We start from the raw sequence: 15,588 nt of genomic DNA on the forward strand, positions 1-15,588 counted from the left end.
TCAACCTCGCAGCAGGTGTTTGAGGGACGTATCGGCATCTGCCAGGCTCGCCACGTCAAGCGCAATGCTTGCAGTGATCAAGCGCTCGCACAGCTTGATGTCCCTGGCGGCGCGGTTGCCCGGAGCCCAGCCGAAAGCGCCTTGCAATCGGGCGTTGGTGTCTAGGCAAAACAGCAGCAGGCCACCGTCGGGCAACGCACGACTGACCGACCGCGCAGTCATCGCCCCGACGGAATGCAAACCCCAGTCGAATTGGTCGGACCAGAAACCCGGGACCCTCTCGAACGGCAGTTCTTTGCCCAACAGATTCAACGCAGCGTGACGCCCCTGGGCCTCGGCGTTGCGCCAGGTTTCCTGACGCTGATAGACGCCGCCGAGACGAAACTCACAGACATCCCCCGCCGCGTAAATATCCGGTGCGCTGGTACGCAGGCACGCGTCGACCCGAATGCCCAGCCCTACTTCCAGCCCGCCCGCCGCTGCCAGCTCAATGTTGGGTTGCATACCAATACCGACCGCCACCAGGTCACAGGGCACCCGTTGCCCATCGACCAGTTGCACGGCGTCGGCGTGGACGCACTCCAGGGCAACGTTCAAGTGCACGTCCACACCCTGCTGACGATGCAGCGCCAACAGCGCTTCACTGATCATTGGCGGCAGCGCCCGGGCGGCCAGCCGCGGCCCCGCTTCCAGCACCGTGACCTCGCAGCCCAGGCCCCGCGCCGTAGCGGCGACCTCCAGGCCGATAAAGCCCCCACCGACCACCACCAACCTGGCGCCTGGCTTTAATTCATTGCGCAAGGCCAACGCTTCATCATGGGTGCGCAGGTAGAACACGTTGGCCTGCTCCTGGGGCAAGCGTCGCGCCCGGCCTCCGGTGGCCAGCAGCAGGCCGGCATAGGTCAACCATTGGCCGTCAGCCAGTTGCAGCCGATGATGCTGCGGCTCCAAACGGCTGGCGGGGTTGCCGGCGATATGCTCAATGCCAAGCGCAGCCAACCGTGCACTGTCGCACAGGCTGCATTCCGCCAGGTCCGTCGAGCCTTGCAGCACGCCTTTGGACAACGGTGGGCGTTCGTAGGGCAAGTGCGCTTCATCGCCGATCAGGATCAGGCGCCCGCTGTAACCTTCTTCACGCAAGGTCAGTGCCGCACGTCCACCGGCATGACCAGCGCCGACGATGATCAGGGTCTGGTTCATCATCCGGCCGTGACAGCGAGCAGTACCCGCCCCGCTTCGACCCGCACCGGGTAGGTCTTGAGGTTGACGCACACCGGCGCGCCCAGGGCTTGGCCGGAACGGTAATCGAAGCGCCCGTTGTGCTTTGGGCACTCGATCACATGGTCCATCACCAGGCCGTCCGCCAGGTGGATTTTCTCGTGGGTGCACAGGCCGGCGGTGGCGAAGAATTCATCCTCGGCCGAGCGGTACACCGCGTAGGTGTGAATACCGTGGTCGAAGCGCAGCACGTCTTCTGCTTCTATTTCGCCCACGGCGCAGACGTCGATCCATTGATCGTTCATGCATTTATCTCCAATGACTGGCTTTTACTGTGGGGCGAGCAAGCTCCCTCGCCACGGGTCGGGCGTTGGACGAAATAGCTGGGGTCGCTGCGCTGGCGCCAAATAGTGGGAATGATTTCCTGGTAGGCCTCCCACAGGTTGGCATACGGCGGTGGGCAGTCGCTGCGGATCTCTTCGTGCAGTTGACCGAGCGCGTGGTAAGGCACCATCGGGTACATGTGGTGTTCGAGGTGGTAGTTCATGTTCATGTAGATAAAGCGCAGCACCCGGTTCATGTAGATGGTGCGGCAGTTGCTGCGGTGGTCGAGCACATCTTCGGCCAGGCCCACATGCTGGCTGAGGCCGAACAGGTAGCCGAGCCAGGCACCATAAAGACTGGGCAAGCCCACCAGCATCAGCGGTAGCCAGCTGTGCAGGTACAACGCGGCGCCGATGATCAGCGCATAAATCCCAATCCATATACGTGCGGCACGGAATACCTTGGGCCATTCGGATTCAGGGATGAAGTCTTGCTCCTGGGCACTCATGCGCCCGAGCGCATGGCGGGCTACGCCGCTGAAGGTCTTCCAGGCCAGGGGCAGGTTGAACAGGCTGAGGGCCATCATCCACAGGCTCGGCGGGCGCGGCTCGACGATCTCCGGGTCGCGGCCGACGACGATGGTGTCGGTGTGATGACGGGCATGGCTCCAGCGCCACACGTGAGGTTCGAACAGGCACATGAAGCTCGCCGCCTGGTACAACGCATCGTTCATCCAGCGGGTCTTGAACGCAGTGCCGTGGCCGGTTTCGTGCCAGCGCGGGTTGGACGCCGTTCCGTAGAGCACGCCATAGGCGAGAAAAAACGGTACGCAGGCCCAGGAGCCCCAGAACCAATAGCCGCCAAAGCCTGTGGCCAACAGCGTCGCAGCCCAGATGGCCGTGTCGAGCAAGGCCGGGCCATCGCGGCGTTGCATCAGTTCTTTCATGCGTTTGCGCGAGATGGGTGACTGGTACCAGTTGGCCGAGACCAGACCCTTTTCGGCGGCACGGGCCGCTTCGGGCCCGGTGAGGCTGTAGTCGCGCCGGGCGCGGTAAGCGGTGTGTTCAGGCATTGTTATTGTTCTCCGCAAGCGTAGGGTTTCAGGTGCTTTGCGGAACCAACCATAGAGCGCAGCCAAATCACCCTCAAGGCCTTGAATCCATTCCCTATCAAGCTATCATCCAGGCCCAGCGGGGCTTGATAGTTTTCTATCAAGACGCTCAAGGGGCCTGCCAATGCACAACCATAAACGCCCAACCATCGCCACCGTTGCCGCCCATGCGGGGCTCAGCGTAGCCACCGTCGACCGCGTGTTGAACGCCCGCGCTCCGGTCAACCCCGGCACGGCCGAACAGGTGTTCCAGGCTGCCGAAGCGGTGGGCTATTTTGCTGCGCGCCTGATCGGCCAGCGCATCCGCGAACGGCGGCCCACCTACCGTTTCGGCGTGCTGTTGCTGGGCACCGCCCAGGCCTTCTATGCCAACCTCGCCCAGTCAATAAGCGATGCAGCGCAGCATCACGCCACCGCCAACCTGAGCTGCCAGTTCGACTACATCAACGACCGTTCACCGAATGCCATCGTCGCGCAGATCGAGCAACTGGCGGTGCAGTGCGACACCCTGGCGGTGGTCAGCTTCGCCCATCCGCTGATCAACGCCTGCCTGGCGCAGATTCGTGAAGCCGGCGTACCAGTGGTTGCGCTGCTGTCGGATATCCATGAGCAGGCCCTCGAACCCTATGTGGGCCAGGACAACCACGTGGTCGGGCGCACCATGGGCTGGCTGCTGGCGCACACCTGCGGCGCACGCAAAGGCAGCGTGGGCATCCTGTTGGGCGGCCATCGTTTTCTCGGGCATCAAGCACGGGTCGAAGGCTTGCACAGCTACCTGGCCGAACACGCGCCGGGGCTCAAGCCATTGGAGCCGCTGATCAACCTGGACAACTGCGACATCACCGAGGAAGCCACCCTGGACCTGCTCAGCCGCCATACCGATTTGCGTGGATTATGCGTGGTAGGCGGTGGTGGCGACGGCGTGATCAACGCCCTGGCCCAACTGCCCAAGCGCCCGGCGCTGTGCTGCATTCTGCAGGAGTCGACCGAACTGTCACGCCAGGCGTTGAGCCGCGGCTTGATCGATGTGGTAATGGACTCGCAGCCGCGGCAGACGGCGGCGGCGCTGGTGCAACTGCTGGTGCAGTTGCTGAATGACGAAGGCTTCGATCCTGTGCGGCATCGGGTGCATATACCACCGCAGATAGTGACCCCGGAAAACATGGGCACCTGAGACACAAAGAACACAATGTGGGAGGGGCGGTGCAACGATTCGACCTCGATGGCAATGAACCCGTCAAAAATTCAGAGGCTGAAACACCGCTATCGCGGCATGGGTATCTACGCAACTTTGTAGCTGCCGACCGTAACCACGATGCGAAGCGAGCCGCTCTTGATCTTGATCTCAGGCGCCCCGTTAAACCACGCTGGCCGGAATTCGACAGGGATTTGGGGGGTAAACCGGCAGGGATGCCGGTTTAGCCGCCCCGCGCCATGGATGGCGCGTGGCGGCGGCCCCCCAAATCCATGGCGGATTACGGGCACACCGAGCCTAAGCGAGGTGCCGAGTGGTGGGGCGAGGACCTTTTGCTTACTTTTGGCTGGGCCGGCATTCCGGTCCTTCCAAAAGTGAGCCGCTGTAAGAGCGGAACCCTAAGTAGCCGTTACCGCAGGAATGGATATGTACTCGGTCTGATCCAACATCCTGGTCGGCTGTCAGGCCGCCATCGGGGGCAAGTCGAATCGTCGCACCGCCCCTCCCACATTTGGATCGCGGGGCATCCCTTAGTTAGCGGTCGACTGTCAGGTCGCCATCGGGAGCAAGCCCCCTCGCACATTTAATCTGCACACGGGCAATCATTCACCGCCCGCGAAAATCCCCTGCACTCAAACCAAACCGCCCCATCTTGTTGTACAGCCCACCCCGCGACACGTTGAGTTGCCGGGCCGCCAGGCGAATGTTGCCACCCGTGTTTTTCAGCGCAGCGACGATGGCGTGCAGTTCATGGCTGCTCAGATCCTGCGCGGGCTGGGGCTGGTAAAGGCGCAGCGTCGCCCGTTGCTGGGTTTCCAGCGGCAAGTCAGCCGGCTGGATCAACTCGCCCATCGCCAAGTTGGTCGCCCGTTCAATGGCGTTTTCCAATTCACGCACATTGCCCGGCCAGCCATGGGCTGACAGCAGCGCCAGCGCCTCCGGCGAGAAACCCTGCACTGGCTTACGCAACGAACGCGCACAGCGCTGCAGGAAATGCCGTGCCAACAGCGGGATATCCTCGCGGCGCATACGCAACGGCGGCACGGTGAGGTTCAACACATTGAGGCGGTAGTAAAGATCCTCACGAAACGCACCTTCGGCCACTGCCTGGCTCAAGTTGCGATGGGTGGCGGCGATGATGCGCACGTCCACTGGCCGCGAATTTTTCGCGCCCACGCGCGTCACTTCCCCCTCCTGCAACACCCGCAACAGGCTGACCTGGGCATCGAAGGACATGTCGCCAATTTCATCCAGGAAGATGGTGCCGCCATCGGCTAATTCAAACTTGCCCGCCGACCCTCCTCGCGCCGAGCCGGTGAACGCGCCTTCGACATGCCCAAACAGTTCGCTCTGCACCAGGTCCCGGGGGATGGCGCCGCAGTTGACCGCCACGAACGGGCCGTTGCAACGCTCGCTGGCGTTATGAATGGCCTGGGCAAACAGCTCCTTGCCGGTGCCGCTTTCGCCGAGGATCAAGGTGGTGGCGTCGCCGCGACTGGCGATGCGCCCCAGGTGCAGCGCGTCCTGGATCGCCCGTGAGGTGCCCTGGATGGTGTCGAAGGTATAGCGCGCCTGAGTACCGATAAGGCGCCGGGTGATTTCGCGGATGCGGCGGTTTTCGCGCACCGACACGATCACCCCGCCCTGCTCCAGCGGGCATACCGAGACCAGGCAGGCGAGCGGGCTGCGGTCGCGCAGCTCAAAGGTGCAATCAAGGTCGCGCACCGGCTCACCCAGCGCGTCGCTCAACTCATTGCACCCCAGGCGCTGGAACGGACTGCCGATCAGCTCCAACCCCACCCCGAACAGTTGCCGCGCATAGCGGTTGAGCGCCTTGATGCAGCCATGCTCGTCCAGCACCACCAAGCCTTCGTTCAGCACTTCGAGCACCGCTTGTTGTTCTTCCAGCAACACCTGCAGCGCCATCTGCCGCGACACCGCTTCGGCTGCCGCCTGGACAGTGCCCAGGGTATGGAAATGAAACCAGCCGGGCTCGGCGGTCAGCGTGAGCATGGCCAATGTCAGGCCCTGGGCATCCTTGATCGGCGCAGCGGCGCAGTGCATGCGGCGCTGGCGCAGGGCGCCGGCGAAGTTCTCCTCGGCCAACACGTACATCAGGCGATCTTCGGCCAGCGCCAGCCCGGTGCAGTTGGTGCCCTGTACCGATTCCAGCAGGCGACTGCCGACGGGGGTGATGTCCAGCCCGCAGAAATACAGGGTGGTGCCCTCGGCATCGGTAACGTTGATATGGCCGCGTGGGTTATAGGCCAGCAAGCCGTGCATGACCTGCGCGGCAGCGGCGATCAGTACGCGGTGATTGGCCAGGGTTGCCGCCAGCGCTTGGGCGGCCACGAAACGGTAGTGGCTTTCATCGGGATCGATACCCGCCTCGATACTGCGCCGCCAGGAATCCCAGATGACCTGGCGCACTCCGGCCGGGCGCTCGACCTGGCCAGACCGACACGCTCGCCAGCCCTGCTCCAATGCAGCGACGGGGCCGTCATTCAGCGCATCAGGTCCAAGGGCCGTGAGGTATTCGAGGTCTTGCACGCTGAATGTGAGGCTCATCAAGGCATCCATGTTCATATTTTTGACATGTCAGTATAGACATGTCATCTGAATGAACACATTTTGTTTACTGATTTTAATAACCTATTAAAAATCAGTTATTTATGAGTTGGCACACCCCTTGCTCTTACCTCTATGCCAGCCAGGACTGTCCTGCGGGCCAACAATAAAAAGGGGTCACTTCATGAGTACACAGAATATCCGCCTGGGCTTGATCGGTGCCGGTCGCATGGGCAGCTTCCACGGCCTTACGGCGGCCCGCCACATCCCCGGCGCCTGCCTTGCCGCCATCGCCGACCCCACTCCAGGCCAGGCCGCACGCCTGGCAGCAGAGCTGGGGGTGGACAAGGTCTACACCGACCCACAACAGCTGTTGAACGACCCCGATATCGACGCAGTGCTTATCGCTTCCCCCGCCCGTAGCCACGCCGACCTGGTGATCAGCGCCGCCCGTGCCGGCAAGGGCATCTTCTGCGAAAAACCCATGGCGATCACCCTGGATGAAGCCGATCGCGCCATCGCCGCTGCCGCCGACGCCCGCGTGCCGTTGCAGGTCGGTTTCAATCGGCGTTTCGCCAAGAGCTTCCGTACCGCGCACCTCGATGTCGCCGCCGGCCGCATCGGTACGCCGCAGTTGCTGCGCTCGCTGACCCGCGACCCGACACTGAACAACCCTGCCAACTCGCCGCAATGGGTGATCTTCCTGGAAACCCTGATCCACGACTTCGACACCCTGCGCTACCTCAACCCCGGCGCCGAAGCGGTGCAGGTGCATGTGATGGCCGACGCGCTGATCGCACCGGCGTACAAAAGCCAGGGTTTACTGGACACCGCCGTGGTCACGATCCGCTTCGACAACGGCGCCATCGCCACCGCCGAGGCCAACTTCCAGGCGGTGTATGGCTACGATGTGCGCGGTGAAGTGTTCGGCAGCCAAGGCATGCTGAGCATGGGCAGCCTCAATGACTGCGACCTGGTGCGCTACCTGGCCGAGGGCATCCAGGCCGACACCCAACGAATGGACACTGACCTGCTGCGCGACGCCTACATTGCCGAACTCAACCACTTTGTCGACTGCCTGCGCAGCGGCGCCAAGCCCCTGGCCAGCGGTGAGGATGCGCGCGCGGCCCTGGCGATTGCGCGCGCTTGCATTGAGTCGTACGAAACCGGCAAGGCCGTGGCCGTGCAAGGGGCGCGCCCATGATGCCGTTCACATTGGCCGTCAGCGCCGAGATGGTGTTTCTCGACCTGCCCTTCATCGAACGGGTCAAACGTATCCACGCCCTTGGGTTCAGCGCCGAAATCTGGAGCTGGACCGACAAGGACATCGACGCCCTGGCCGCGACCGGCGCGGACTTCACCTCGATGACCGGCTACATCAGCGGCACCCTCACCGACCCCGAAGGCAGTCGCCAACTGCTCGACAGCGCCCGCGAATCCCTGGGCATCGCCGAGCGCCTCAATTGTCCCAGCCTCAACCTGCACGGCACCGGCCTGGGCGACGGCGGCTTGCCGGTGCAGCCGGTCAGCCAGACCACCGGACGCATGTGGCTGAGCGCCTGCAAGACCCTGGAAAAAATCGCGCGCCTGGGGGAAGACGCCAGCCGTGTGTTCCTGCTGGAAAACCTCAACACCGCCGTCGATCACCCCGGCACGCCGTTCGCCCGCGCCGACGACACCCTGGCCCTGATCGAAGCCGTGGGCAGCCCGCACCTGAAGATGAACCTGGACCTGTACCACGCGCAGATCGGCGAAGGAAACCTGATCGAATTGATCCAGCGCGCCGGCGGCGCCATCGGTGAAATCCAGGTGGCCGACGTGCCCGGGCGCAAGGAGCCCGGCACTGGCGAAATCCACTACCCGGCGATTGCCCGCGCGTTGCACGCCATGGGCTACACCGGCGTGGTAGGCCTGGAGGGCTGGGCCAGCGGCACCAGCGAATTGGCCCTGGAGCGCTTCCGCCAGGCATTCACCCTATAACAATAAAAGGAACACCCTTATGCATCGTTATTCATTGCTAGTGGCCGCGCTGCTGGTGCTGTTCAGCCAATGGACTTTCGCCGCGTACCGCATTGGCGTGAGCATTGCCCGGGTCGACGATAACTTCATGACCTATGTACGTAGCGGCCTTGAGGCCGCGGCGAAACAGCAGGACGTGCAGATCCAGTTCGAAGACGCCCAGGGCGATGTCGTGCGCCAGCTCAACCAGGTCGAAGGTTTTCTCAACCAGAAAGTCGATGCGGTGATCGTGCTGCCGGTCGACACGGCTGCCACTGCCAACATCACCCGCGCCGCCGTGGCGGCCAAGACGCCACTGGTGTACGTCAACCGCCACCCGGATGAACGCACGCTGCCAAAGGGCGTGGTTACGGTGGCGTCCAACGACATCGAGGCTGGGCAATTGCAGATGCGCTACCTCGCGGAAAAACTCGGCGGCCAGGGCAACGTGGCGATCATCATGGGCGACCTTGCGCAGAACGCCACCCACGACCGCACCGAGGGCGCCAGGCAGGTGCTCAAGGACTTTCCCGGTATCAAGATCGTCGAGCAGCAAAGCGCCGAGTGGCAACGCAACAAAGGCATGGACCTGACCAGCAACTGGCTGCTGGCAGGCACGCAGTTTGATGCGATCGTGGCCAACAACGATGAAATGGCAATCGGTGCGGCCATGGCATTGCAGCAAGCGGGCAAGGCCAAGGGCCAGATTGCGATCGTCGGCATCGACGGTTTGCCCGATGGTTTGGCGGCCATCAAGCGTGGGCTGCTTGCTGCGTCAGTGTTCCAGGACCCCAAGGCCCAGGCGACCCAGGCGGTTCGAGCGGCGATCAAAATGATCAAGGGCGAACCGATTGAAGCCGAAGTGTGGGTGCCGTTTGAACTGATCAAACCTGAGCAGGTGGCGGTATTCGAACAGCGCTACAAGTAAACCGAAGCTAAGGAGATCCAAATGTGGGAGGGCAAGCCCCCTCCCACACTGGATCTGAATCAGTCCAGGTCACTCGCGTCATGCCGTTCGGGCAACTGCTCCTCACCCGACACCCTGTTCACCCGTCGCCCGCGCTGCACCGCCGGCCGGGCGTCAATTGCGTCGGCCCAGCGCAGCACGTGTTTGTATTCATGCACCGAGAGAAACTCCGCCGAGTCGCCGTACAAGCGGCCTTTGACCAGCCCGCCGTACCAGGGCCAGATGGCGATATCGGCAATGGTGTACTCATCGCCGGCGATGTACTCGCTCACCGCCAGGCGCTTGTCCAGCACATCCAGTTGGCGCTTGGCTTCCATGGCAAAACGGTTGATCGGGTACTCCATCTTGCTCGGCGCATAGGCATAGAAATGCCCGAAGCCACCCCCCAGGTAGGGCGCGCTGCCCATCTGCCAGAACAACCATGACAGGCATTCAGCCCGGGCCGCAGGCTCGCTGGGCAAGAACGCGCCGAATTTCTCGGCCAGGTACTGCAGGATCGCGCCGGACTCGAATACCCGAATCGGCGTGGCACCACTGCGGTCCATCAGGGCCGGAATCTTCGAATTCGGGTTCACCGCCACGAAGCCACTGCCGAACTGGTCGCCGTCGCCGATCTTGATCAGCCAGGCGTCGTACTCGGCGCCGGTGTGCCCGAGGGCCAGCAACTCTTCAAGCAGGATCGTGACCTTCTGCCCGTTGGGCGTGGCCAGGGAATACAGCTGCAGCGGATGCTTGCCGATCGGCAGCTCTTTATCGTGGGTAGCACCCGCGATGGGCCGGTTGATACTGGCGAAGGTGCCGCCGCTCTCGGTGTCCCAGGTCCAGACCTTTGGGGGTACATAATCAGCCATGCCACTGCTCCTCAGGGATTGTGATCAACGAAGCGTTCCAGACTAAACCAAAGACGGGTGATGCGTCACACCGGCATCCCGGTCTTGTCGAGGCACCTGTACGCGCAGGGCGATAAGCAAGGCCGCGAGCAACATCAATACACCCGCACCCACAAATACCCCACCAATGCCGCTGACGCTGAACATCAACCCGCCACCGGCAGCCCCTGCGGCAATCGCCGACTGCACCGAAGCGACCACCATGCCGCCGGCACTTTCGGCCTGGTCCGGCACGGCACGGGCGACCCAATTGGACCATGCCACCGGTACGCCGCCGAACGCCATGCCCCACAGCGCCAGGAGCAACGCCTGGCCCGGCAGTGACACCGGCAGCCAGACCAGGGCCAGCGCCGCAATGCCTACCAGCACCGGCATCAACACCAACGTCCCACGCGGGTGGCGCACCAGCAGCCAACCGGCGAGCAAGGTGCCGACGAAATTCGCCACGCCGAAGCCCAGCAGCATCAGGGCCAGCCCTTGGGTATCGACGCCGGTGGTGCTTTCCAGGAACGGGCGAATATAGGTGAACAATGCGAAATGCGCGGTATGTACCAGCACGCAACCGAACATGCCCATGGCGATACCCGGGCGCAGCAGCACTTCCAGCACGGTACGCAGGCGCGCGGTACCATTGGGCACCAGGCGCGGCAGGGTGAACGCCTGGAACGCCAGGGTCACCGCACCCACGGCAGCCGCTGCGATAAACGCACTGCGCCAGCCGTACAGGCCACCCAAGTAGCTGCCCAGCGGGACGGCGACCACGGTGCCCGCCGCAATCCCGCTGAAGATGATCGACAGCGCCCGTGGCAGGGAAGCCGCCGGCACCAGACGCATGGCCACCGCCGCCGCCATGCTCCAGAAACCGCCCAGGGCGATGCCCAGCAGGATGCGCATCAACAGCAGCACGGTCAGGCTGGAAGACAGCGCCACCAGCAGGTTGGAGGCAATCATCAGCGTGGAGAACCCCAGCAGCACCACGCGCCGGTCGATGCTTCGGGTCAGGCCGGGCACCAGCAAGCCGGCAAACAACGCCACCACCGCCGTCACCGTCACGGCCTGGCCGGCCAGCGCTTCCGAAACACCCAGGTCCAAGGCCATGGGGGTCAACAAACTGGCCGGCAGGTATTCCGCCGTCAGCAAACCGAACACCCCCATTGCCAAAGAAAACACCGCCAGCCAGGCCGGCTCCGTCACTACCCCGGCAGGGGCTTGAGCTGCATATTCACTCATCACAGGTCATCCTCAGATCATTAGCAAGGCGGCCAGTCTAGGTTTGCCTGCCAGGATGATCTATGATGCAAACCCTTGAGTTTTTGACCGAAACCCCGACCATGACTGCCGCGGATGCTTTTACCCTGTCTTCCGACCTGATCAATGAGCTGCTGCGCGGCATGCGCCTGCGGGGCGTGCAGTACCGCCGCATCCAGGCCGGGCCGAGCTTCGGCATGGGCTTTGACGCCAAGCCCGGCCACGCCTATTTCCACTTTCTCGCGGCCGGCCATGCGACCTTGCGCGGCGAGGACGGCAACCTTTTCGAGCTGTCGGCGGGCAATGCGGTATTCATTGCCCATGGTGGCGCGCATGCACTGTTATCCGATGCGAGCGCCGGTGTGCACGATATCGGCGATTTCGACAGTGCCCCGTTGGGGGATGCGGTCTGCGCCGTGGATGCCTCCCCTAATGCGACGCCCAGCACCTTGCTGTTCAGTGCCTGCATGGAGTTTGAACTTGGCAGTATCCAGGGGCTCGGCAACCTGATGCCGGCGCTGATGCTGATCGATGCAGGGGGCCAGCGTTACCCCGGCCTGATGCCGATCCTGGCGGTGATGGAACGGGAAGTCTCCACGGCCCGCATCGGCTTTGCCGGCATCCTGGCGCGCCTGGCCGATGTGGTGGCGGCGATGATCGTACGCGGCTGGGTCGAATGCGCCTGTGGCAACGCCTCGGGCCTGGTGGCGGCGCTACGCGACCCACGCCTGGCCCGCGCCCTCCTCGCCCTACACCAGCAACCGGGCCGCGACTGGAGCGTGGCGGAACTGGCCGCGCAGTGCCATACCTCGCGCTCGGTATTTGCCGATCGCTTCCAGGCCATCCTCGGCATACCGCCGTTGCGCTACGCTACGGAACTGCGCATGCGCCTGGCCACGCAGTGGCTGAGCCTGGAGCGCATGCCCATCGAAACCGTCGCGCAACGCCTCGGCTACACCTCCCAGGCGGCGTTCAGCCGTGCGTTCAAGCGCATCACCGGGCAACCGCCCGGGGCGGCCCGCAGTTCAATGTAGCGACCGCCCCTTCAAGCATTGCGCACCCTGATCATGAAGCCTTAATCTCGTCAGCCAATCACACCGCGAAAGCAATGGAGGCTGCATGAAACTGGTCGGAATGCTGGACTCGCCTTACGTACGCCGCGTGGCGATTTCCCTGGACTTGTATGGGGTGGAGTTTGTGCATGAACCGCTGTCGGTGTTCAGCACCTACGCGCAATTTGCCCAGATCAACCCCGTGGTCAAAGCCCCCTCCCTGGTGTTGGACGACGGGACGGTGCTGATGGATTCGAGCCTGATCCTCGATTACCTGGAAGCACTGGCGCCGGCTGACAAGAAGCTGCTGCCCCAACAACCGGCAGCACGCGCCCACGACCTGCAACTGCTCGGACTGGCCCTTGCCGCCTGTGAAAAGAGTGTGCAGATCGTCTATGAACACAACCTGCGCCCAGCCGAAAAGTCACATGCACCATGGATCGAACGCGTCAGTGGGCAATTGCTGGCGGCCTATGCCCTGCTGGACAAGCAACTGGCAGACAGTGAAGCGCTGACCCAGGCATCCATTACAGCAGCGGTCGCCTGGTCGTTCAGCCAGTTCACCGTGGCGTCGGTGGTGAAGGCGGATGCGTTCCCCAACCTGAAGCGCCATGCTGAACGCCTGGAACAGCATCCGGCGTTCAAACGCTACCCAATCGCCTAAGCATCGCAGTTCATATGTGGGAGGGGGCTTGCCCCCTTGACGGCCTGACAGCCGGCGCATCTCTACCTGACACCCCAGGATCTAAATATGGGAGCTGGTTTGCCTGCGATGACGTCGGCCCAGCGAACATTGATGTGGGTTGACCCACCGCTATCGGGGGCAAGCCCCCTCCCACTCGCGATCTTCACAATTTTTTGGAACCGTGTTTCTACACCCAGCCGCCGTCAACGATAAAGTTTTGCGCCGAACACATCGCCGAGGCATCCGAGGCCAGAAACAGGGCCATATTGGCGATGTGTTCCGGCATCACACTGCCAGGCAGGCACTGGCTACGGGCGATCAACTCCCGAGCCGCATCATCCACCCACATGGCCAATTGTTTTTCCGTCATCACCCAGCCCGGCACCAGTGTGTTGACGCGGATATGGCTCGGCCCCAGCTCCCGCGCCAGGCCTCGAGTCATGCCGTGGGCGGCAGCCTTGCTGGCGGCGTACACCGGGTAGCCGGCAGAAGCCATCATCCAGCCGACCGAACCCAGGTTGATGATCGAGCCGCCACCCGCCTCTTTCATCATTGGCACCACCGCCTTTGCGGCAAAGAAGGCGTGCTTGAGGTTGACAGCGATCAACCGGTCAAACATTTGCGAGTCGATTTCTTCCAGACTGTGGCGCACGTCATTTGCCGCGTTGTTGACCAGCACCGTGATCGGCCCGAGGGAATGCTCGAAGCGCCGGATTGCCGCACCGTAGCCAATCTCATCGGTGATATCGCAGCACTCGAACTCGACGGTGTGGCCCTTGGAGTTCAGCAGCGCCGCCAAGCGTTCACCCTGGCTTTGCGCGCGATCCACAAACGCCACTTTGGCACCCTGGGCGGCAAAGGCCCGCACCATGAATTCGCCAATCCCTGACGCCCCGCCGGAGATCAATACGCTCTTGCCCTTGAGGTCGGGATAAATGGCGTGTTCAGTACTCATAACGTAGTGCCTCGATCAATTAGTCTTATTTTATTTTACGAAATCGGCGTTAAAGGCTATAAATCTGCTGGATAACCGGTGAAATATCTCACATTAGTAGAACTATTCAACCCAAAAACAACAAAAGGAAGTTCGACATGAAGCACCCTCGATACCTGTTGTCCGGTCTGGCGCTGTCCATGCTGATCGCCAGCGGCGGCGCTCACGCCGCCGGCCTTACCAGCGAGCACAAGCCTTTCGGTAAAACCAATGACGGCACCGCCGTCGAACAGTACGTGTTGCGCAACAGCCATGGCATGCAAGCCACGGTAATTACCTACGGCGGTGTATTGCAGTCGCTGAAGGTGCCTGACAAAAACGGCAAGCTCGACGACGTAGTGCTGGGTTTCGATGATGTGCAAGGCTATCAAGGCGGTACTGCATTTTTCGGCGCAACCATCGGCCGCTTCGGCAACCGCCTGGCCGGCGGTGCCTTTGAACTCGACGGCAAACGCTACCAGGTGCCGCTCAACGACGGCCCCAACTCGCTGCATGGCGGCGCCCAGGGCTTCGACAAACAGGTGTGGCACGCCGAGCCCGTCAAGGACAAGGATTCGGTGGGCGTCACCCTCACCTACCTGTCCAAGGACGGTGAAATGGGTTTCCCCGGCAACCTGAAGACCGAAGTCACTTACCGCCTCAACGACAAGAACGAACTGCACATCGACTACAAGGCCACCACCGACAAACCGACGGTACTCAACCTCACCAATCACAGCTACTTCAACCTCGCCGGCGCGGGTAACGGCGACATTCTCAAGCAGGTCGCCACCTTGCACGCCAGCCACTACACGCCGGTGAATGCCACCTTGATCCCCACCGGTGAGCTGGCTCCGGTCAAGGGCACACCGATGGACTTCCTCAAGCCCACGCCTATTGGCCAGCACATCAAGGCGGACCATCCGCAGCTCAAATTTGCCGAGCCGAAACAAGGCGGGTTCGACTTTAACTGGGCCTTGGATACCAAAGGTGATGTGAAGCAGCTTGCTGCCCAGGTGCATGACCCTGAGTCGGGGCGGCGCTTGCAGCTTTACACCAGTGAGCCTGGGGTGCAGTTCTACACCAGCAACTTCCTGGATGGTTCGGTGAAGGGCAAAGGTGGCAAGACGTACCAGCACTGGAGCGGGTTTACCCTGGAGACCCAGCATTTTCCGGATGCGCCTAACCAACCCGGCTTTGCCTCAACTCGCTTGAATCCAGGGCAAACCTATATCCAGAACACCATTTTCAAGTTCACCGCCGATTAAAACTGTGGGAGGGCTACACCCCGATGAGCATAGGTATCTACACAACTTTGCAGTCGCCAACAGTAACCACGATGCGAAGCGAGCCGCTCTT

General features: G+C 62.4%; 14 protein-coding genes. 7 read left to right on the top strand and 7 right to left on the bottom strand.

The window, feature by feature from the left end; translation table 11 throughout:
* The 3 genes from TK42_RS26225 to TK42_RS26235 are packed head-to-tail and all read right to left on the bottom strand — an operon-like array spanning position 1 to position 2,614.
* Positions 1-1,200 carry an NAD(P)/FAD-dependent oxidoreductase gene (locus tag TK42_RS26225; RefSeq protein WP_103735486.1) on the bottom strand — a complete coding sequence of 400 codons (1,200 nt, stop codon included), beginning with the start codon at positions 1,198-1,200 and terminating at the stop codon, positions 1-3.
* Positions 1,200-1,523: a MocE family 2Fe-2S type ferredoxin gene (locus TK42_RS26230; protein WP_032880442.1), complete on the bottom strand. Its 324-nt coding sequence runs from the start codon at positions 1,521-1,523 to the stop codon at positions 1,200-1,202. The genes TK42_RS26225 and TK42_RS26230 overlap by 1 nt, the downstream gene beginning before the upstream one ends.
* Positions 1,520-2,614, bottom strand: a complete 1,095-nt coding sequence (locus TK42_RS26235; protein WP_103735487.1) for a fatty acid desaturase family protein — start codon at positions 2,612-2,614, stop codon at positions 1,520-1,522. Before TK42_RS26235 ends, TK42_RS26230 begins: the two co-directional genes overlap by 4 nt.
* A gap of 163 nt (positions 2,615-2,777) precedes the next feature.
* Here TK42_RS26235 and TK42_RS26240 point away from each other — a divergent pair, with 163 nt between their 5' ends.
* Positions 2,778-3,827, top strand: a complete 1,050-nt coding sequence (locus TK42_RS26240) for a LacI family DNA-binding transcriptional regulator (RefSeq protein WP_103735488.1) — start codon at positions 2,778-2,780, stop codon at positions 3,825-3,827.
* A gap of 627 nt (positions 3,828-4,454) precedes the next feature.
* Here the strand turns inward: TK42_RS26240 and TK42_RS26250 are convergent.
* Positions 4,455-6,416 carry a sigma-54-dependent Fis family transcriptional regulator gene (locus tag TK42_RS26250; RefSeq protein WP_103735490.1) on the bottom strand — a complete coding sequence of 654 codons (1,962 nt, stop codon included), beginning with the start codon at positions 6,414-6,416 and terminating at the stop codon, positions 4,455-4,457.
* A 184-nt stretch (positions 6,417-6,600) separates the two neighbouring features.
* Between TK42_RS26250 and TK42_RS26255 the strand changes: the two genes are divergently transcribed.
* The 3 genes from TK42_RS26255 to TK42_RS26265 are packed head-to-tail and all read left to right on the top strand — an operon-like array spanning position 6,601 to position 9,342.
* On the top strand, positions 6,601-7,620 hold the full coding sequence (locus TK42_RS26255) for a Gfo/Idh/MocA family oxidoreductase (protein WP_103735491.1): 1,020 nt from the start codon (positions 6,601-6,603) through the stop codon (positions 7,618-7,620).
* Entirely contained in the window at positions 7,617-8,396 is a 780-nt protein-coding gene (locus TK42_RS26260; protein WP_103735492.1) for a TIM barrel protein, read from the top strand. The genes TK42_RS26255 and TK42_RS26260 overlap by 4 nt, the downstream gene beginning before the upstream one ends.
* Positions 8,397-8,415: 19 nt before the next feature.
* Complete coding sequence (locus TK42_RS26265; protein ID WP_103735493.1) at positions 8,416-9,342, top strand: sugar ABC transporter substrate-binding protein; 927 nt, start codon at positions 8,416-8,418, stop codon at positions 9,340-9,342.
* Positions 9,343-9,401: 59 nt separating this feature from the next.
* Here the strand turns inward: TK42_RS26265 and yghU are convergent, their stop codons facing one another.
* Together yghU and TK42_RS26275 are read right to left on the bottom strand one after the other, a co-directional pair.
* The gene (gene yghU, locus TK42_RS26270) at positions 9,402-10,232 is read right to left on the bottom strand and encodes a glutathione-dependent disulfide-bond oxidoreductase (RefSeq protein ID WP_103735494.1); all 831 of its coding nucleotides are present in this window, start codon (positions 10,230-10,232) and stop codon (positions 9,402-9,404) included.
* A gap of 42 nt (positions 10,233-10,274) precedes the next feature.
* Complete coding sequence (locus TK42_RS26275) at positions 10,275-11,501, bottom strand: MFS transporter (protein WP_046072167.1); 1,227 nt, start codon at positions 11,499-11,501, stop codon at positions 10,275-10,277.
* A 65-nt stretch (positions 11,502-11,566) separates the two neighbouring features.
* Between TK42_RS26275 and TK42_RS26280 the strand changes: the two genes are divergently transcribed.
* Positions 11,567-12,553, top strand: coding sequence for an AraC family transcriptional regulator (locus tag TK42_RS26280; protein WP_103735498.1), 987 nt, complete (start codon positions 11,567-11,569; stop codon positions 12,551-12,553).
* Between the two features lie 85 nt (positions 12,554-12,638).
* Positions 12,639-13,235 carry a glutathione S-transferase family protein gene (locus TK42_RS26285; protein WP_103735495.1) on the top strand — a complete coding sequence of 199 codons (597 nt, stop codon included), beginning with the start codon at positions 12,639-12,641 and terminating at the stop codon, positions 13,233-13,235.
* Positions 13,236-13,443: 208 nt separating this feature from the next.
* On the opposite strand, the gene TK42_RS26290 is transcribed toward TK42_RS26285, so the two are convergent.
* On the bottom strand, positions 13,444-14,211 hold the full coding sequence (locus TK42_RS26290; RefSeq protein ID WP_032880421.1) for an SDR family NAD(P)-dependent oxidoreductase: 768 nt from the start codon (positions 14,209-14,211) through the stop codon (positions 13,444-13,446).
* Positions 14,212-14,348: 137 nt separating this feature from the next.
* On the opposite strand from TK42_RS26290, the gene TK42_RS26295 reads away from it, so the two are divergent.
* Positions 14,349-15,497, top strand: coding sequence for an aldose epimerase family protein (locus tag TK42_RS26295; RefSeq protein WP_032880420.1), 1,149 nt, complete (start codon positions 14,349-14,351; stop codon positions 15,495-15,497).
* Positions 15,498-15,588: the final 91 nt, after the last annotated feature.

This window comes from Pseudomonas sp. GZJR-8 (assembly GCF_002916705.1).
GTDB classification, from domain to species: Bacteria; Pseudomonadota; Gammaproteobacteria; order Pseudomonadales; family Pseudomonadaceae; genus Aquipseudomonas; species Aquipseudomonas synxantha_A.

Bases quoted from the DNA above. Each gene is read 5' to 3' on its own strand.
- TK42_RS26225 (WP_103735486.1), bottom strand. From the start codon at position 1,200: ATGAACCAGACCCTGATCATCGTCGGCGCTGGTCATGCCGGTGGACGT.
- TK42_RS26230 (WP_032880442.1), bottom strand. From the start codon at position 1,523: ATGAACGATCAATGGATCGACGTCTGCGCCGTGGGCGAAATAGAAGCA.
- TK42_RS26235 (WP_103735487.1), bottom strand. From the start codon at position 2,614: ATGCCTGAACACACCGCTTACCGCGCCCGGCGCGACTACAGCCTCACC.
- TK42_RS26240 (WP_103735488.1), top strand. From the start codon at position 2,778: ATGCACAACCATAAACGCCCAACCATCGCCACCGTTGCCGCCCATGCG.
- TK42_RS26250 (WP_103735490.1), bottom strand. From the start codon at position 6,416: ATGAGCCTCACATTCAGCGTGCAAGACCTCGAATACCTCACGGCCCTT.
- TK42_RS26255 (WP_103735491.1), top strand. From the start codon at position 6,601: ATGAGTACACAGAATATCCGCCTGGGCTTGATCGGTGCCGGTCGCATG.
- TK42_RS26260 (WP_103735492.1), top strand. From the start codon at position 7,617: ATGATGCCGTTCACATTGGCCGTCAGCGCCGAGATGGTGTTTCTCGAC.
- TK42_RS26265 (WP_103735493.1), top strand. From the start codon at position 8,416: ATGCATCGTTATTCATTGCTAGTGGCCGCGCTGCTGGTGCTGTTCAGC.
- yghU (WP_103735494.1), bottom strand. From the start codon at position 10,232: ATGGCTGATTATGTACCCCCAAAGGTCTGGACCTGGGACACCGAGAGC.
- TK42_RS26275 (WP_046072167.1), bottom strand. From the start codon at position 11,501: ATGAGTGAATATGCAGCTCAAGCCCCTGCCGGGGTAGTGACGGAGCCG.
- TK42_RS26280 (WP_103735498.1), top strand. From the start codon at position 11,567: ATGCAAACCCTTGAGTTTTTGACCGAAACCCCGACCATGACTGCCGCG.
- TK42_RS26285 (WP_103735495.1), top strand. From the start codon at position 12,639: ATGAAACTGGTCGGAATGCTGGACTCGCCTTACGTACGCCGCGTGGCG.
- TK42_RS26290 (WP_032880421.1), bottom strand. From the start codon at position 14,211: ATGAGTACTGAACACGCCATTTATCCCGACCTCAAGGGCAAGAGCGTA.
- TK42_RS26295 (WP_032880420.1), top strand. From the start codon at position 14,349: ATGAAGCACCCTCGATACCTGTTGTCCGGTCTGGCGCTGTCCATGCTG.